We start from the raw sequence: 17,007 nt of genomic DNA on the forward strand, positions 1-17,007 counted from the left end.
CGCCCTGTTGCGGGCGTTGAACCTGTTGAGCCAGGGAAGGACTGTGCCGTGCCCGAGACCAGCGGATCGACCGGACGTACTCCGGAGACGCATGTCATCGACTTCCGTGCCGCCGAGCATCTGCTCGCCGCACGGGACCCGCGGGGCGCGGTGAAACTGCTCGACGGAGTGATCGCGGCGCACCCGGAGAACACCGCCGCACGGCTGCTGAGAGCGCGGGCGTTCTTCGCGGCCGCGCAACTGCGACCTGCCGAGCTGGAGTTCACCATCGTCCTGGAGCGCGAGCCGGACAACGCGTTCGCGCACTTCGCCCTTGCCCGCACCTACGAGCGCCAGGCGCGGCCCGACGAGGCCAAACGCCACTTCCGGCTGGCGGCCGCGCTGGATCCGAACCCGGAGTACCTGAAGGCCGCACGCTTCGATTCGTGAGCGTCCGCCGGCGGCGCGCTAAGGGTGCCGCTGCCCCGGAGGCCGGTACGGAGGTCGCTGATCAGGCGGCCGGTACGGAGATCGCTGGTCCGGCGGCAGGTACGGCGGGATGTCGGGGCCCGGCTGGTAGTGCGGGCCCTGGCGGATGTGCCGAAGGATCAGCGTCATGTCGACGGCGATCACCAGCCACAGCACCCCGCAGGCGACGGCCCACCCGGGACGTCCGGCGAGCGCGAACGCGACCGTGCCGAAGATCGCCCAGACCAGCCCCCACACGCTCAGCCAGAAGCGCGCCCGCAGAGCACTGCGCGCAGTCGCCGGTTCACTGCCCGTACGCATCAGGATCACTACTCCTGTCTGCAACGTACTCCTCGGCTCGGACGTTCACCAAGGAGCTCAGTAGCCGCCAGAGGAGAGCTCAGTAGCCGCCCGAGGAGGGGGAGACCACGCCGTGCTGCCCGACACCGACGCGTTGCCCGAGATCCTGCTCGACCTTGCCGTACCCCACGAGGACATCAACGAACTGGTGGCACTGCGGCGGACACTGACCGCAGACGCCGGAGCAATGCGGCTCCTGGAGGAGTGTGTCCAGGTGCTGGTGAGCGACATCGGAGAAGTGGAGAAGGGACCACAGCTGAGTGAGCTCGTCGCCGGCGCCCCGGCGGCGCTGGGCCGCTACTTCGCCGTGTACGTGTTCCTCGCGGCGCTGCCGCACACACGCGCGTACCACCGCGCACGCGGCATCCCCGCGGACGTGTCCCGGCGCACCCTCGCCGACCTCGGCCGGAACATGGCGGTGCACCGGCGGCGGAACGGCCGGGGCGGGCTGCACGTGGTGAACTGGCTCAGCTACCACTTCCGCGGGGAGCTGTACCAGCTGGGGCGGCTTCAGTTCGAGCGGGCACGACTCGGGGAGCGTACGGCGTCCGCCCTCGCCGCGGCCGGGCTGGACGTGGCTCCGGGCGCGGCCTGTCTGAACCTGCACATCTGCGATTTCCACGGTCCGCTGTCGCCCGCGGCCTGTGACCGTTCACTGGCGCTGGCCCGGGAGTTCTTCGCCCGGCACTACCCCGAGGAGCGGTGGCAGGTCGCGGTCTGCCATTCCTGGCTGCTCGACCCGCAGTTGAAGCAGTATCTGTCGGGGGATTCCAACATCGTGCGGTTCCAGGAGCGCTTCCGGGTCGCCTGGGAGGACCGGGAGGACGGGCAGGACGGGGAGGATCGGGAGGACTTGCGGCACGCGGACGCGGAGCCGGTGCAGTTCGTTTTCGGCAACCCGGATCTGCCCGTGGAGAGCCTGTCGCGGCGTACTTCGGTGGAGCGGGCGGTGGGGGATCATCTGCGGGTGGGTGGTCACTGGTACATCGGACATGGGTGGTTTCCGTTGTGAGCGGGGGCTCCGCGTGGAGCCAGCGGTGCGGTGGCAACTCGAACGGGTGAACCCGGGCAGGGTGGGAACGACCGTGCGGATACGGGCCGTTGTGCGGGCATGGGACTGAACATGCGAAGTGGACATCAGGGGACGGGACCCGGGGCGATCACCCCGGACGGCTGCGCGGTCGAGTTCTATTCACGGCTGCCTGTCGGGGGAGAGCAGGACATCATCGCCGGAGCCGTGCCGGCGGGTGCGCACATCCTGGAGCTGGGCTGCGGTGTGGGGCGTATGACCCATCCGCTTCTCGAACTCGGCTTCACGGTCACGGCGGTGGACGAATCGGCGGAGATGCTCGAACGCGTCCGCGGAGCACGCACGATATGCAGCCCGATCGAAGGCCTCCACCTGGACGAGACGTTCGACGTGGCGTTGCTTGCGTCGTTCCTGGTGCACAGCGGCGACATCGAGGTGCGGCGAGGGCTGCTGCGGACCTGCGTGCGTCATCTCGCCGACGGCGGCTGCGTGTTGATCCAGCGCGAGGGAGAGGACTACCACACGAACGTGCCGCGCGAGCGCCTCGATCCCGGCGGCTTCACCGTCCGGCTCGCGTCATCGGAGCCGGTCGGCGACGGGGTGAACTCGGTGCGCGCGGAGTACGAGTTCCCGGACGCGGTCTGGACCCAGACGTTCCGGGCCCGGCCGCTGACGAAGGAGCAGTTCGAGGGGGCGCTGGCGGAGGCGGGGCTGAAGGTGGACAAGTACCTGACGGACGACCGGACATGGGTGCGGGCGGTTCCCGCATAGGGAGCGCGAGTCGACGGGACCTACAGGGGGTGGCGGACGGCGATGAGTTCTGTACGGGGCGCTGGTCTACCTCTGTGACAGCACCACGGACCGTTTCACGGAGGAGATCCCGATGTCCCAGACCGCCGCCGTCACCCCCGCCGCCGTCACCAACGTCCCCGTCACCACTGCCGCTTCCGTCACGGCCCGCCCGGTCATCGCCGAGTCAGCGACCGCCCAAGGTCGCCGAGCCCGCATCGCCCTGCGCGGTCTACAGGTGTTCCTCGCCGTCTTCTATGTCTTCGCGAGCGCGCTGCCCAAGCTGATCGCGCACCCCAGCGCCGCAGAGATCTTCGACGCGATGGGCTGGGGCAGCACGGGGATGTACATCATCGGCGCCCTCGAAATGGCCGGAGGCATAGCGCTGTTGATTCCGGTGCTGGAGTCGGTCGCGGCGATGGCGTTGAGCGGTCTGATGGTGGGCGCGTTCGTCGTCACGCTCACGTCCCTTAACGGGGAGAACGCCGCGACCCCGCTGATCCTCATATTGCCGCTCGCGCTCATCGCCTGGGCTCGGCGACGGCACAACGCGGACCTGCTGTGGCTGGTGCGGTTGGTGCGACGGCGGGCTTGAGGGGGACCGGCCGGGCATCAGCGGTCAGCGGTCTTCGGGGCGGCCTCCGGTGGGACGGCCGCTGAGTCCGCGCAGTGCCCGCAGGCGTTCCAGTTCGCGTCGGTCGCGCTTGGTCGGGCGGCCCGCGCCGCGATCGCGGATGCCGGCCGGGGCGACGGCCTCGCGCGGTGGGGGCGGCGGGCTGTTGTCGACGTAGCACTGGACGGCCACCGGGGCGCCGACCCGCTTGCGGATCAGGCGCTTGACGATGACGATCCGCTCCCGGCCCTCGTGGCGGAGGCGGACCTCGTCGCCGACGCGGACGGAGTGGGCGGGCTTGACGCGCTCGCCGTTCACGCGCACATGGCCGCCCTTGCAGGCGGCGGCGCCCATCGAGCGGGTCTTGACCAGGCGTACGGACCAGATCCAGCTGTCGATGCGGACGGTCTCGCCGCTCTGCGGGCGGGCGGCCTCGGCGGCGGTGATTGCGTCGTCGGGTGCGGGAGCAGTCGCCGGGGCCTCGTCGGTGGCCGATCCGTCGGACCCGCCGGGCCTGCCGGACCCGCCGGGCCCCTTGGACGTACCAGGTCGCCCGTCGTGCGTCTCGTCGTAGTCCGCAGCTTCGGAAGCCATGTCTTGACCTTAATCCCCGTACCGGGTGAACCGGCCGGGATTTCCCAGGGGCGGGGCGGGGCGGGGCGGCTGTCGGCGGGACGGCATGGGGCCCGGGTGGCTTGGGCGGGCCGGATGGCCTGGGCGTAGGGCTACCGTGGGCCCTATGGACGTCCTTGCCGATCTGGACCAGCGGGTCGCGGACTGTCGGGCCTGCCCGCGGCTGGTCGCGTGGCGCGAGGAGGTGGCCCGTACCAAGCGCGCCGCCTTTGCCGACTGGACGTACTGGGGGCGGCCGGTGCCGGGGTTCGGGCCGTCGGACGCCCGGCTGCTGATCGTGGGACTCGCGCCCGCCGCGCACGGTGGGAACCGCACGGGACGGATGTTCACGGGCGACCGTTCCGGGGACGTGCTGTACCAGGCGCTGTACGACGTCGGGCTGGCGTCGCAGCCCACTTCCGTGGCGGCCGACGACGGTCTTGAGCTGCACGGCGTCCGCGTCACCTCGCCCGTGCACTGCGCCCCGCCCGCGAACAAGCCCACCCCCGGTGAGCGGGACACGTGCCGCCCCTGGCTCGTTCAGGAGCTGACGCTGCTGCGGCCGACGCTGCGGGCCGTGGTGGTGCTCGGTGCCTTCGGCTGGCAGGCCACGCTGCCGGCGCTGGCCGAGGCGGGGTGGAGCGTACCGAGGCCGCGTCCCGTCTTCGCGCACGGGACCAGGGTCCCGCTCAGCGGACTCGACCTCTACGGCTGTTTCCACGTCAGCCAGCGCAATACGTTCACCGGCAGGCTCACGCCCGCGATGTTGCGGGACGTATTGCGCGACGCGGCAGGGGCGGCGGGGCTGCGCCAAACGCAATAGCGAGGCGCCCTGGCCCTAAAACGAGGCGCCCGGGCCGTCGTACGGACATTAGGGTGCCCGGATGGCCCTCTACCCGGAGATCGAACCGTACGACCACGGCATGCTCGACGTCGGTGACGGCAATCGCGTGTACTGGGAGACCTGCGGCAACCCGCACGGCAAGCCCGCGCTGGTGCTGCACGGCGGTCCGGGATCCGGCTGTACGCCGTACCCGCGGCGCCTGTTCGATCCTGCGGTCTACCGGATCGTGCTGCTCGACCAGCGAGGATGCGGGCGTTCGACCCCGTCCGCGAGCGTGTACGACACCGACATGAGCGTCAACACGACGGCTCACCTCATCGCCGATCTGGAGCTGCTGCGGCGGGAGTTGGGGATCGGGCGGTGGTTGGTGTGGGGAGTGTCGTGGGGCTCGGTGCTGGGGCTGCGGTATGCGCAGACGTGTCCGGGGGTGGTTTCGGAGCTGGTGCTGACGGGGGTGGCGACCGGAGCCAACTCCGAAGTGGCCTTGCTGACCAGGGGACTTGGGAAGATCTTTCCGGCGGCGTTCGAACGGTTCGTCGGTGAACTGCCCGTCCATGAGAGGGACGGGAACCTCGCGGCCGCGTACAACCGGCTGATCGAGTCGCCGGATCCGCAGGTGCGGGAGCGGGCGGCGCGGGCCTGGACCGACTGGGAGACCGCGATCATTCCCGCGTCGCCCCGTTCGGTGCCGCGGTACGAGGACTCGGCGTTCCGGATGGGCTTCGCGCGGACCGTGACCCACTACTTCGGCAACGATCACTTTCTGGGCGCAGCTGACGAGGCCGTAATTCTGCGCGACGCGCACCTGCTCAAGGGCATCCCTGGCACGCTCGTTCAGGGCAGCCTGGACTTCGGCAACCTTCTCGGCATCGTGTGGCGGCTCCATCACGCCTGGGAGGGAAGCGAGTTGGTGATGATCGACGAGGTGGGACACGACGCCGGCGCGCCGGGCGTGGCCGAGGCGCTGGTGGCGGCGACGGACAAATACGCGGTCCGCTGACGGACAAATACCCGATCCGTTAGGGGATTTCGGCCTCGCCGAACAGCTGGCGTACCGTCGACCGGTAGTTGGTCCGGACGTGGGCGAGTGCGTGCGCGCGGGCCCGCTCCGGGTCGCCGGAAGCGATCGCCTCGTACAACTCGCGGTGTTCGACGAGGAGTTGGGCCCATTCCTCGTTCCGTCGGGTCATCCAGCGGAGGCGGCCGGCGACCGGTTCGAGGGCTTCGATCAGCAGGCTGTTGTCCGCCATGGCCACGATGCGGTCGTGCAGACGGCTGTTGATGTCGGTGATGGCCTCAGCGTCCGCCGCTCCCGTGGCGGTGGCCGCGAGGTCGAGCAGCTCCTCGACCTCGGCCAGATCCTGCGGTGTCGCGCGGGCCGCGGCCAGCCCCGCCGCGTACACCTCCAACGCCTCGCGCAGCTCGAAGAGTTCCCTGACATCGCTCGGGGCCAGCCGCCGCACGACCGTACGGCGAGGCGTCTCGAAGTGCACGAACCCCTCGGCGACCAGGGCCCGGATCGCCTCCCGGACCGGGACGCGCGAGACCCCGAACCGCTCGGCGAGCTCCCGCTCCACCAGCCGGTCACCGGGGCGGAGGCGGCCCGCGATGATCTCCTGCCGCAGGGTGGACAGAACGCGCTCGCGGACTGCGCCCAGGGGTTCGGTCTTCGTCGGGGAGCTCATGGAGCCATCTTCTCCGACTCCGAGGGTGTTTTACGGAGCGTTAACGGCACCGACATCGGTCGGAACGGTTGACGGGAGGACTATGGCGGCAGTTTGGTATACCAAACCACTTGCCGGGTGGCAGGAAACAAGCCACCGGAGCCAAGCCAACGGAGCCAAGCCGCCGTAAGCAAGTCACCGCAAAGCCGCCCTCCTCCGTCCCCCGTCCATGGAGGCCCCGTGTCCCTCGCCGACCGTGTCGAAGCCACCGGCACAGCAGCGTTCGTCCCCGATCCCCGGCTCACCAACGAAGACCTCGCGCCCGCGGGCAAGCGCAACTGGAAGGTCTTCGACCTCTTCGCCATGTGGATGTCCGACGTCCACAACCTGGGCAACTACACGTTCGCTGCGGGACTGCTCGTCCTCGGCATGAACGTGTGGCAGGTCTTCACGTCCCTGCTCGTCGGCTTCGTGATCATCTACATCGGCATGAACTGGATGGGGAAGATCGGCCAGCGCCACGGCGTGCCCTTCCCGGTCGTCAGCCGCATCAGCTTCGGCGTCTGGGGCGCCAATATCCCGGCGCTGATCAGGGCCGTGATCGCCATCATGTGGTACGGCATCCAGACCTATCTGGCGTCGGTCGCGGTCAACGTGATGCTGCTCGCCGCCTGGCCCGGCCTGGAGTCCTGGACCCACAACTCCTTCCTCGGCCTGGACGCGCTCGGCTGGGTCTCCTTCCTGTCGCTGTGGCTGATCCAGGCGATGATCATCAGCCAGGGCATGGAGTCGGTGCGGAAGTTCCAGGACTTCTGCGGTCCGGCGATCTGGCTGGTCATGATCGCGCTGGCGGTCTGGGTCCTCGCCAAGGCCGGCTGGACGATTTCGCTCACCTCGACCCCGCATCCGGTATCCGTCGGTGAGCAGTGGCGGCAGTGGTTCGGCGCGATCGGGCTGATCCTCGCCACCTACGGCACGCTGATGCTCAACTTCTGCGACTTCTCCCGCTTCGCGCCCGACTATCGCACCGTGCGGCGCGGCAACTTCTGGGGCCTGCCCATCAACTCGACGGCGTTCGTGGTCGTCTCGGTGATCGTCACGGCCGGCTCGCTGGAGGTCTTCGGCGAGGCCATCACCGACCCGGCGGAGCTGGTCGCCAAGGTCGGCAACACCTGGGTGCTGGTGCTGGCGGCCCTGACCTTCGCCATCGCCACCATGGGCGTCAACATCGTCGCCAACTTCGTCTCACCGGCGTACGACCTCGCCAACGTCTGGCCGCAGAAGATCACCTTCAAGGTCGGCGGCATGATCAGCACGGTGGCGGCGCTGGTGGTGACGCCGTGGAACCTCTTCTCGAACCCGACGGTCGTCCAGTACTTCCTCGGCGGCCTGGGCGCCTTCCTGGGACCCCTGTTCGGCGTGATCATGGTCGACTACTACTGGGTCAAGCGCGGCCGGATCGATGTCGACGAGCTCTTCGACGCCACCCCCGGCTCCCGCTACTACTACCGCAAGGGCGTCAACCCCAAGGCCCTGTGGGCGTTCCTGCCGGCGGCGGGGGTCGCGGCGGTGCTGGCGCTGGTGAAGACGTTCAGCGATGTGGCGCCGTACTCGTGGTTCATCGGTACCGCACTGGCGGCGGGACTGTATGTGCTGCTGTGCCGCAGCGAGCGGGCGGCCACCTCCGCGTCCGTTCCCGAGAAGCCCGTGGAGGTCTGAGGAGCGTGCGGATCGTCGTCACCAACTGCAACACCACGCAGGAGATGACCGCGGAGATCGTACGAGGTGCCCGGGCCGCCGCAGGCCCGGGCACCATCGTGACCGGGCTGACCCCCGCGTGGGGACCCGAGTCGGCGGAGGGCTGGCTCGACAGCTACCTGTCGGCCGCGGCGGTCATCGATGCCCTGCGGACGTACGAGGGCCCGTCCTACGACGCCGTGGTCATGGCGGGCTTCGGAGAGCACGGGCGCGAGGGCGTGCGGGAGTTGGTCGACGTACCGGTCGTCGACATCACGGAGGCGGCCGCGCATCTGGCGTGCTTGCTCGGGCGGCGGTACGGGGTCGTGACGACGCTGGAGCGGTCGTGCGGCCAGATCGAGGACAGCCTGGAGACGGCGGGAGTGGGGCGGAACTGCGCCGCCGTCGTCGGCACGGGGCTGGGAGTCCTTGATCTGGGCGACCCGGACCGTACGGAGGCCGCCTTCCTCACGGCCGCCGAACGGGCCCGGGAGGCCGGGGCGGAGGTCCTGGTCCTCGGATGCGCCGGGATGACTGGGCTCCAGCGGGCGGTGGGGGAGAAGCTGGGGCTGCCGGTGGTCGACGGGGTCGGGGCGGCCGTGAAGCTGGCGGAGTCGCTGGTGACGATGGGGCTGACGACGAGCCGAGCGGGCAGCTATGCGAAGCCCGTGGTGAAGAGGCGGGTGTGGGGGCGGCCGGCGGCGAATTGATGCCGGGTACTGATGGTCGCCCCGTTGACGTGCGCGTGCGGCCCGACGAGCACGGCGTCGCCGATGACGGCGGGGTGCCCGGCCCGCCCACGCACCAGTGCGTTCTCCATGACGACGACGTCCGAACCGACGCGGACCTCCCCGTCCTCGGCGGTGAGCACGGCACCGTGCAGCACCCGGGCCCGCTCCCCGAGGGTGACGGCACCGCAGAGGACGGTCGTCGGGGCGACGTAGGCGGAGTCGGGGACGACGGGGCGTTGCCCGCGGTGCTCGATCAACATGGGGCTCTCCGGCTTTCCTAAGCGGCTTCGGGGATCACAGCGGTAGCCGTAATCTCCACCAGCTGCCCGGTGTACCCGAGACACGCCACACCGATCAGCGTCGAGGAGTGCGGCCCGAGGCTGAGCCCGGACGCTTCGACGACATCCCATACGGCGGACAGCACGGCGGTGTCACTGCTGACCACGTACACATCGGTGGCCAGGACGTGCGCCAAGTCGCTTCCGACAGCGCGCAGTTGCTCTCCGAGATTCGCGAGCACCTGCTCGGTCTGCCGGACGGGGTCCCCCTCGCCGACCAGCTTTCCTTCGGCGTCGAGGGGGACGGCCCCGGCGAGGAACGCGAGTTTCGTGCCGGCCTCTACGACGGAGGCGTGGGAGTAGGTGGGCGGTGGGAAGAGGCCCGGGACAGTGACACGCTGGATCATTGCGGCTCCCTGGGACGACTGCGGCCAACCTGCCGATCATCAGGGCCCTGGCTCGTGGGCGCATCCGAATTAACCCGCTCCGCCGCCCGTCCTCCTCGTGGCTCGACATGGCCACCTCCCCCGAACGCATTTCACGTGTGACGCTGAGTGACGACAGATCCCATTGAAGCGCGTCCCACTGACAATCACCCGATGCGGACGAGGGGCATCTGGGACGTTTCACGGCTGGACCACCCACCGACCCGCCACCGGCACCGAGACCTTTGGGAGTTCTGAACGCCGCGCTGAGTGATCCGCGCCCCTGTCCGCCGCCGACGCTGGGGCGAATAATCGTTCGAGTTGCCCCAGTTCCCCCTGCTACCGTCCTACACGTGGCGAAACTCAACCAGATCATCGCAGTGGAGAAGGGCATCAAGTCCAAGGCCCACCAGGACCTGACGGCTGCTCACCACGGGCTGCAGAAGCCCGCATTGCTGGCCGGAATCTCGCGGACGTACCAGCCGAAGGACGAGGAGGGCGAGCAACTGCCGCCTGAGTCGACGCGGGTTCAGGTGCAGGCCGAGGGGGTGTTGCGGGAGACCGCGGCGACCCTGACCCGGCTGTTCGATGTGACCGCCACCAAGGACTGGGCCAACTGCGCGGCCCGTGCGGACGTCAAGGTGGACGGGCGGGTGCTCGTTGCCGATGTGCCCGTGTCCTACCTGCTGTTTCTTGAGAAGCAGCTCGTTGATCTCAACACCTTCGTACGGAAGTTGCCCGTCCTCGACGCCTCCGAGTCCTGGGTGCAGGACCCGTCCACCGATGCGTGGAAGACCGAGCCGGTGCGGACGCTCAGGACCAAGAAGGTGCCTCGTAACCACGTCAAGGCAGAGGCGACCGAGAAGCATCCCGCCCAGGTCGAGGTCTACTACGAGGACATTCCCGTCGGGTACTGGACGACCGTGAAGTTCTCCGGGGCTCTTCCCGCTCGCCGTGTCAATGAACTCCTCGACCGGGTCGAGAAGTTGCAGCAGGCCGTGAAGTTCGCGCGGGAGGAAGCGAACGGCGTTGATGTCGTCGACCAGCGGGTCGGGGACGCCGTGTTCGGCTACCTCTTCGGGTAGCGGGTAACCTCATAGACTCCCCGGTCCACTGCGGCCGGGGTGCGCGAAGAGCGCAAGCTGAAGCTGAAGCTTGTCGTGAATGCGCGGTTCCAGTGGAGGTTCGAGTCCTCCTCGCGGCACTCAAGAGCAACTCCCTTGCCGCGGTAGCCCAACTGGCAGAGGCAGACCGCGATCAATCTCAGACTCTCGCTCCAGACTCAGCATTCGCCGTCGATCGCCGGATCGACCGGGTGCAGGCCCCAGGGCGTCGAAATGCTGGTTCAAGTCCAGTCCGCACAGCTCGATGTGCGGTGGTCCAAAGGCAGGACGCGACGACATAACGACTGACCTGCACTCTCAAGCGTGCCGGCGTGTGAACATGGGCGGCATCACAGGGCCCGGGGGCAGGCTACGCCCCCGGGTCCGCCTTCGTTTCCGCGGTCACGGCGCCGCTGTACCGGGATTGCGTTCATAAAGAACGCGCCTTTCCCTTCGATCGTCACATCCTGGAAATACGGCCGCCCCATCCCCTCCAAGTACGCGATCTACCGTGGACACCACACCAGTTCACAGCCCGGCCACCGTCGCCCGAAGGCTCACCCCCGCCCTCGACGAGACGACAGGAGCCCACTCTCCGTGTCCCGCCCCGCCGTGCCGTTCGCCCTGCCGCCCTGGCTTGCTCACGCCCTCCGCGCCCAGCGCGGCCCCGTCCCCTGGAGTGCGGTCGTGCGCGGGGCCCTCTCCGCCGGGCCACTTCTCCTCGTCGCCGTTCTCCTCGACCGCACCTCGATCGGTGTCGTCGCCGCCATCGCCGCCATGCTCGCCGGGATCAACGACCGGCCCGGCAGCCGGCGGGCGTCCGTCCGGCGGCTCGGGGTGCCCGCGCTGGCGGGGGCGGGCGGGCTGCTCGTCGGGACGTATGCCGGAGACCATGTGGGAGCGGTCGTGCTCACGCTTCTTCTCACCTGCGTCGGGCTGCTCGCCGGCGGGATCAGTGCCATCGGGCCCGTTGCCTCCGGCGCCGGTACGCAGGTGCTCGTCGCCTCCGCCATCGGGGCCGGGATGCCGTTGCCGGAGGAGGGGTGGCAGCGCGCCCTCGCCTATCTCGCCGGGGCGGGGTGGCTGATCACGTTGCGCCTTGCCCTTCCCACCCCCGGTGCCACCGTCGGCGACTTCCGGTTCGACGGGGAGCGGGCTGCCGTAGCCGCTGTGTACGACGCCATCGCGGATCTCCTCGAAGCCGCCGGGACCGACCAGAGCACTGCTCGCCGTGCCGCGCTCACCGCCGCGCTCGACCATGCGCAGGACGCTCTGGCGGGGCCGCGGTTGCGGCGGTACGCCAGTTCCGGGGTCGAGAGGCGGCTGCATGCGCAGTACGCCGCCGCGCTGCCGCTCGCCGAGGCCGCGACCGCGCTCGCGTGGGCCGGGGAGGCCGTGACCGGGCGGGCGGCCGAGGGGCCCCGGCGGCTTGCCGCGGCCGTACGGGAGAACACCCACACCGGGCCGCTGCCCGCACCGCACCGTTCCGCGCCCGCCCTGCGCGCCCTCGACGACGCCCTGTTGCAGGCCGCCGACGCCTTCGACCAGGGGCGGGGGAGCGATCTGCACACGCGGAGGAGGACCGCCGGCAGTCCGTTCCGCCTGGTGTTCGGGGTCGGCGGGCGTGAGTACGGGCTGCGGGTCGCCCTCTGCTTCGGGGCCAGCGCCGCCATCGCCCAGGCGCTGCACCACGCCCAGTGGTACGGGGAGCACGAGCACTGGTACTGGCTGCCCGCCACCGCCGTCTTCCTCGTCAAGCCCGACCTCGGGCCGCTCGCGTCCAGGGTGCTGAATCGCGCGGCGGGCACCGTCCTGGGGGCTGTCGTCTTCGCCGGTTTCGCCGCCGTACTGCCCCGGCCCGAAGGGCTCATCGCGCTGGTGGCGGTCAGCGGGGCCCTGATCCCCGTCGCCACGCGGCACTTCGCCGCCCAGACCGCCGTCGTCACCGTGCTCGTCCTCGCCCTGGTGATGGTCGGCGGGGAGCCCGTGGCCTCCTGGAGCCGCATCGGCGAGACGCTGCTGGCCTGCGCCATCGTGCTGGTCGTGGGACACCTCCCGATGCCGGGACAGCGGGGCGGGCGAGTGCGGGCCCGGCTCACGGCGGCGGGCGGTGCCGCGCAGGCGTACCTCGCCCATGTGCTCCGCGAGTCCCGCACCCTGCCCGACCCCGACACCCGCGCCGCCCGCTGGACCCTCCGCCGCGAGGCCTACCGCACGCTCGCCGAGGCCCGTACCGCCATCGCCCATGCCGCCGCCGAACTCCCCGCGCTCGCCCGGCACTCGGAGGGCGCGGACGAGATCGTCGACACCCTCGAACGGCTCGTCGACGCCACCACCGCCTGCGCCGTCCACCTCGACGACTCGGGTCGTCTCTCGGCCCGGGACAGGGAGCAACTCGACGAGCTGCTGGGCGAGTTGGAGAAGGGGCGGGAACGGACGGGGCTACGGCTGCCCGACTTGCCCCTGGCTGTGTAGTGCGGCCGCACCACAACCGTCCAGTACGCCCTCACTGCAACAGCCGTCGCTCCTTCGCCACCGCCACCGCGCCCGACCTTGTCTCCACCCCCAACTTGCCGTAGATCCGGCCGAGATGGGTCTTCACCGTCGCCTCGCTGATGAACAGGGCTCGGGCGATCTCGCGGTTGCCGAGGCCGCGGGCGAGTTGGCCGAGGATCTCGTGCTCGCGTTCGGAGAGGGTGGGGTGTGGGCTGCGCATCCGGGCCAGGAGGCGGTCGGCGACCGGCGCCGACAGGGCCGTACGGCCGGACGCGGCGCTGTGGATTGCCGTGAAGAGCTCGTCCGGGCGTTCCGCCTTCAGTAGGTAGCCTGTGGCGCCCGCCTCGATGGCGCGGGTGATGTCGGCGTCGGTGTCGAACATGGTCAACACCAGTACACGGGGGGCCACTTCACGACCTTCCCCGCCCGCCCCGCCCGGCCCGCTTGCGGTCAGGCGACGGGTTGCCGTCACGCCGTCCATGCCTTCGCCGAGCTGGAGGTCCATCAGTACGACGTCGGGGTGCACGCGCGCGGCCAGGGCAAGCGCCTCCTCGCCGCTGCCCGCCTCGCCGACCACCTCGATGCCGTCGGCGCTGGACAGCAGCGCGCGCAGGCCGGCGCGTACGACGGCGTGGTCGTCGCACAGCAGCAGTCGGACGGGCGTGCTCATGTGACCGCCTCCTTGAGGGCCAGCGGGATCGCGGCCGATACGACCGTGCCCTCGCCCGGCGTCGATTCCACGGTCAGCGTGCCACCCGGCTGACGGGCCCGGATCCGCATGGCCGGCAGCCCGTGTCCGCGTGCCCCGTCCGGTTCGGGCGGTGAGGCGGTGTCCACGTCGAACCCCCGCCCGTTGTCCGCGACATCCAGCGAGATCTGGTCGTCCAGGCAGGTCAGCGTCAGCGCGGCCCGGGTCGCGGCGGCGTGTTCGCGTACGTTGGCCAGCGCGCCCTGGGCGATACGGAGAAGGGCGGCCTCCACCCGCTCCGGGAGCGGCCCCGGGGCGCCGTCGAGCCGGAACTCCACCGTCAGACCGGGACCGCTCTCCCGTTCGGCGAGCGCGCTGAGCGCCGCGGGCAGGGAGCGCTCCGCGAGGTCGGCCGGTGCCAGGTCGTGGACGAAACGGCGGGCCTCGGCGAGGCTGCGGGAGGTGATATCGGCCGCCTTGCGGACGTGCCCGCGGGCCGCGTCCGGGTCCGTCCGCCACACGCGCTCGGCGGCCTGCAACAGCATCTGCTGACTGGACAGGCCCTGTGCGACGGTGTCGTGGATCTCCGCGGACAGGCGCTGTCGTTCCGCCAGGACGCCCGCCCGGCGTTCGGTGGCCGCCAGGTCGCGGCGGGTGTGGACCAGGTCGTCGATCAGGGCGCGCTGCCGGGCCGCCTGACGCTGGAGACGGACCAGTACGGCCGTGGCCACCGCGGCGATGGCCGGCGGGGCGACGACCATGTTGGGGTTGAGCGGGCCCTCGGCCACGCGCACCTCGGAGACGACGACCAGCCCGGTGAGTACGGCGGCCAGTGGCACCGACAGCCGCGGCGGCAGCGCGTGCAGACCCGCGAACAGCAGCGGCATCGCACACCACGTGGCGCTCGGCGCGAGGACGAGCAGCACGACCCAGACCGCGGACACCGAACCCAGCCAGGCCAGATGGCGTGCGGTCGGCGGCGAACCGGGGCGGGGGGCCGGAGCCACGAAGTGCCCGAGGACGTAGAGCAGACAGAAGACGGCGAACAGCGCCACCACCCATCCCGTACGGGCACCACCCTGGTCGCGGGTCAGGAACCGTACGAACGAGGAGCACAGCAGCAGGAAGAACGCGATGTGCACGACCGCGGCCAGCCGCTGCTCGTCGGGATCGGTGGCCGTGGGGGACGGAGGTCCCACCGTTCGCTGTCTCACCGTGCGCTGCCTCATCCTCCGTGTCTTTCGCTGCCTCATCCCCCGTGTCTAACGCGGCCGACGCCGGACCGCATCAACCGATCGGCTGACATCGCGTTCACCCGAACCGCCCTCGGACCTGCCCCGGTCGGCCGAGCCGTCCACCCCGTCCACGCCCCGAGGCTTGAAGCTGATCACACGCCATCAGCCCGGAAGGCAACGGCCCCATGCCCGCCAAGAACCTCACCGCCAACCGCTCCGCCCTCGGCCACCGCCTCGGCTACGCCCTGCGCCACCCCGACCGCGTACCCCGTCATCTGGCGCGCGCCGCACGGGACATGTGGCTGAGCCACCGCCACCCGGACCACGTCTCCTACTACCGCGCCGTGATGCGCTCCGACACCCGCGCCGACCCGGACACGGCGGTCGGCAGCCGCAGCCGGGAACGCTGGCTGGCGCTGGGGGCCATGCAGTTCGACTATCTCGTCGGCCACGGCCTGCGCCCCGAGCACCGCATGCTGGAGATCGGCTGCGGCAACCTGCGCGGCGGCTGGCGGTTCATCCGCCACCTGGAGCCCGGGCACTACTACGGCATCGACATCTCGCCCGACATCCTCATCGCCGCCCAGGACACCATCGTGGACATGGGCCTGGAGCAGCGGCTCCCCACCCTGACCCCGGTGAGCGACCTGACGCTGCGCTTCCTGCCCGAGGCCCACTTCGACGTCGTACACGCACACAGCGTCTTCTCGCACTCCCCGCTCCCCGTCATCGAGGAGTGCCTGGCCAACGTCGGCCGGGTGCTCGCGCCGGGCGGCTGGCTCGACTTCACCTTCGACCGCATGGAGGGCGAGGAACACCAGGTACTGCGGGAGGACTTCTACTACCGCACCGAAACCCTCGTGGCGCTGGCCGAGAAGCACGGCCTGCGGGCCCGGTTCATGGACGACTGGGAGGAGCTCCCGCACGGACAGTCCAAGATCCGGGTCACCGCAGCACCTGCATAGTGCAGTGTCAGTCCCCGCTGGTGCCTACGGCCCCACCCGCACCCACACCGGTGCATGGTCCGACCCCGGCGCTCCGCGCCGCTCGGCAGGGTCCGGCCCCACGGACGGCAACCACGGCATAGCCGCACCCCGCGGCCCCGTCCCCGCCTCCGTCACCCGTTGCACCAGCCGGTGGCTGACCAGCACATGGTCGATCAGCTCGCGCCGCCCGGAATTGATGCGCGAGAAACGCTGCTCGGCAGGGATGAGCGGGGCCACGTCCCACAGGCGGGCGGCGTCTCCCTGGTCACTCGCCTTGAAACCGGGCGTGCCGATCTCCGAGCCGGGCGGGCCGAGCAGGATCTGTGTGGTGGCCGCCTGCACCTCGTCGTTGAGGTCGCCCAGCACCGCCACGTCCCGCTCACGGCCGTCACCCGCCAGCAACTCGTCCGCGAGCGCACGTAAGGCCGTCGCCTCGGCCGCCCGCCGGTACAGCGCGTACGCCCCGAACCGCGCTCGCTCGCCCTCGTCGCGTGCGTGGAAGCGGCCTCCCGGGTACGTCAGCAGCTTCGACTTCAGATGGCAGACCGCCGCCCGCAACGGGCCCGCGTCCGTCGTCGTCTCCACCGCCAGGAAGCCACGGCCGGCCTTCGACACCACCGTGCCCCGGTCGTCCACCTGCACCGGGCGCAGCTTCACCGGGAACGCCGTCGTGTCCGCCAACACCTCCAGCGGCGTACGGCTGAGGAAGCCGACCCGTATGCCCCGGCTGTCGGGGTGCCGGGAGAGCGCGGTGTGCCAGTTGCCGCCCAACACCGCGATCAGGTCCCGCAGCACCTCGTCCTCCCCGACCTCCTGCACACCGAGCAGATCCGGCTCGAAGCCAGACATCATGGCGGCCAGGGAGCGGAGCTTCGTCTGGTACTCGGCCTTGTCCTTGGGGCCGGACGGGCCGCCGGGCAGAAAGAGGTTCTCCAGGTTCCAGGTGCCGATGATCATGCCGGGCTCCTT

19 protein-coding genes are annotated in these 17,007 nt (G+C 70.4%); 11 read left to right on the plus strand and 8 right to left on the minus strand.

Annotated features, from left to right (window positions below; translation table 11 throughout):
- The first annotated feature begins 48 nt into the window (after nt 1–48).
- Nucleotides 49–429, plus strand: a complete 381-nt coding sequence (locus ACIHFB_RS11180; protein WP_365277773.1) for a tetratricopeptide repeat protein — start codon at nt 49–51, stop codon at nt 427–429.
- Nucleotides 430–447: 18 nt separating this feature from the next.
- Here ACIHFB_RS11180 and ACIHFB_RS11185 read toward each other — a convergent pair whose 3' ends face one another.
- Nucleotides 448–768: a DUF6343 family protein gene (locus ACIHFB_RS11185; RefSeq protein ID WP_365277776.1), complete on the minus strand. Its 321-nt coding sequence runs from the start codon at nt 766–768 to the stop codon at nt 448–450.
- Between the two features lie 112 nt (nt 769–880).
- Between ACIHFB_RS11185 and ACIHFB_RS11190 the strand changes: the two genes are divergently transcribed.
- The 3 genes from ACIHFB_RS11190 (at nt 881) to ACIHFB_RS11200 (ending at nt 3,221) form a co-directional block, all read left to right on the plus strand.
- On the plus strand, nt 881–1,819 hold the full coding sequence (locus ACIHFB_RS11190) for an acyltransferase domain-containing protein (RefSeq protein WP_365277779.1): 939 nt from the start codon (nt 881–883) through the stop codon (nt 1,817–1,819).
- A 111-nt stretch (nt 1,820–1,930) separates the two neighbouring features.
- Nucleotides 1,931–2,608 (plus strand): class I SAM-dependent methyltransferase, encoded by a 678-nt coding sequence (locus ACIHFB_RS11195; protein WP_365277782.1) that lies wholly within the window; start codon nt 1,931–1,933, stop codon nt 2,606–2,608.
- A 112-nt stretch (nt 2,609–2,720) separates the two neighbouring features.
- Nucleotides 2,721–3,221 (plus strand): DoxX family protein, encoded by a 501-nt coding sequence (locus ACIHFB_RS11200; RefSeq protein ID WP_365277785.1) that lies wholly within the window; start codon nt 2,721–2,723, stop codon nt 3,219–3,221.
- Nucleotides 3,222–3,245: 24 nt separating this feature from the next.
- Here ACIHFB_RS11200 and ACIHFB_RS11205 read toward each other — a convergent pair whose 3' ends face one another.
- Nucleotides 3,246–3,833 (minus strand): RNA-binding S4 domain-containing protein, encoded by a 588-nt coding sequence (locus ACIHFB_RS11205; RefSeq protein ID WP_365277787.1) that lies wholly within the window; start codon nt 3,831–3,833, stop codon nt 3,246–3,248.
- Nucleotides 3,834–3,978: 145 nt separating this feature from the next.
- Here ACIHFB_RS11205 and ACIHFB_RS11210 point away from each other — a divergent pair, with 145 nt between their 5' ends.
- Together ACIHFB_RS11210 and pip are read left to right on the plus strand one after the other, a co-directional pair.
- Nucleotides 3,979–4,674 carry a uracil-DNA glycosylase gene (locus ACIHFB_RS11210; protein WP_400126470.1) on the plus strand — a complete coding sequence of 232 codons (696 nt, stop codon included), beginning with the start codon at nt 3,979–3,981 and terminating at the stop codon, nt 4,672–4,674.
- Between the two features lie 61 nt (nt 4,675–4,735).
- Entirely contained in the window at nt 4,736–5,695 is a 960-nt protein-coding gene (pip, locus tag ACIHFB_RS11215) for a prolyl aminopeptidase (protein ID WP_365277793.1), read from the plus strand.
- Nucleotides 5,696–5,714: 19 nt separating this feature from the next.
- Here pip and ACIHFB_RS11220 read toward each other — a convergent pair whose 3' ends face one another.
- Nucleotides 5,715–6,380: a GntR family transcriptional regulator gene (locus ACIHFB_RS11220; RefSeq protein ID WP_400126471.1), complete on the minus strand. Its 666-nt coding sequence runs from the start codon at nt 6,378–6,380 to the stop codon at nt 5,715–5,717.
- A gap of 219 nt (nt 6,381–6,599) precedes the next feature.
- Between ACIHFB_RS11220 and ACIHFB_RS11225 the strand changes: the two genes are divergently transcribed.
- Nucleotides 6,600–8,078 (plus strand): NCS1 family nucleobase:cation symporter-1, encoded by a 1,479-nt coding sequence (locus ACIHFB_RS11225; RefSeq protein ID WP_365277799.1) that lies wholly within the window; start codon nt 6,600–6,602, stop codon nt 8,076–8,078.
- 5 nt (nt 8,079–8,083) lie between these two features.
- Nucleotides 8,084–8,806, plus strand: coding sequence for an aspartate/glutamate racemase family protein (locus tag ACIHFB_RS11230; RefSeq protein ID WP_365277802.1), 723 nt, complete (start codon nt 8,084–8,086; stop codon nt 8,804–8,806).
- Here the strand turns inward: ACIHFB_RS11230 and ACIHFB_RS11235 are convergent.
- Nucleotides 8,752–9,087: a gamma carbonic anhydrase family protein gene (locus ACIHFB_RS11235; protein WP_400126473.1), complete on the minus strand. Its 336-nt coding sequence runs from the start codon at nt 9,085–9,087 to the stop codon at nt 8,752–8,754. The two genes, ACIHFB_RS11230 and ACIHFB_RS11235, sit on opposite strands and share 55 nt — an antisense overlap.
- 17 nt (nt 9,088–9,104) lie before the next feature.
- Nucleotides 9,105–9,512 carry a RidA family protein gene (locus ACIHFB_RS11240; protein ID WP_365277808.1) on the minus strand — a complete coding sequence of 136 codons (408 nt, stop codon included), beginning with the start codon at nt 9,510–9,512 and terminating at the stop codon, nt 9,105–9,107.
- A 371-nt stretch (nt 9,513–9,883) separates the two neighbouring features.
- Between ACIHFB_RS11240 and ACIHFB_RS11245 the strand changes: the two genes are divergently transcribed.
- Together ACIHFB_RS11245 and ACIHFB_RS11250 are read left to right on the plus strand one after the other, a co-directional pair.
- Complete coding sequence (locus ACIHFB_RS11245) at nt 9,884–10,615, plus strand: hypothetical protein (RefSeq protein ID WP_365277811.1); 732 nt, start codon at nt 9,884–9,886, stop codon at nt 10,613–10,615.
- A gap of 615 nt (nt 10,616–11,230) precedes the next feature.
- Nucleotides 11,231–13,108 (plus strand): FUSC family protein, encoded by a 1,878-nt coding sequence (locus tag ACIHFB_RS11250; protein ID WP_400126475.1) that lies wholly within the window; start codon nt 11,231–11,233, stop codon nt 13,106–13,108.
- A gap of 31 nt (nt 13,109–13,139) precedes the next feature.
- Here ACIHFB_RS11250 and ACIHFB_RS11255 read toward each other — a convergent pair whose 3' ends face one another.
- Together ACIHFB_RS11255 and ACIHFB_RS11260 are read right to left on the minus strand one after the other, a co-directional pair.
- Complete coding sequence (locus tag ACIHFB_RS11255; protein ID WP_400126477.1) at nt 13,140–13,799, minus strand: response regulator; 660 nt, start codon at nt 13,797–13,799, stop codon at nt 13,140–13,142.
- Nucleotides 13,796–15,046 carry a sensor histidine kinase gene (locus tag ACIHFB_RS11260; protein WP_400126479.1) on the minus strand — a complete coding sequence of 417 codons (1,251 nt, stop codon included), beginning with the start codon at nt 15,044–15,046 and terminating at the stop codon, nt 13,796–13,798. The genes ACIHFB_RS11255 and ACIHFB_RS11260 overlap by 4 nt, the downstream gene beginning before the upstream one ends.
- A 191-nt stretch (nt 15,047–15,237) precedes the next feature.
- On the opposite strand from ACIHFB_RS11260, the gene ACIHFB_RS11265 reads away from it, so the two are divergent.
- Complete coding sequence (locus tag ACIHFB_RS11265; protein WP_400126480.1) at nt 15,238–16,017, plus strand: class I SAM-dependent methyltransferase; 780 nt, start codon at nt 15,238–15,240, stop codon at nt 16,015–16,017.
- A 24-nt stretch (nt 16,018–16,041) separates the two neighbouring features.
- Here the strand turns inward: ACIHFB_RS11265 and ACIHFB_RS11270 are convergent, their stop codons facing one another.
- Nucleotides 16,042–16,995 (minus strand): endonuclease/exonuclease/phosphatase family protein, encoded by a 954-nt coding sequence (locus tag ACIHFB_RS11270; protein WP_400126482.1) that lies wholly within the window; start codon nt 16,993–16,995, stop codon nt 16,042–16,044.
- Between the last annotated feature and the right edge of the window lie 12 nt (nt 16,996–17,007).

It is taken from the genome of Streptomyces sp. NPDC051963, from assembly GCF_044593495.1.
Classification (GTDB): Bacteria; Actinomycetota; Actinomycetes; order Streptomycetales; family Streptomycetaceae; genus Streptomyces.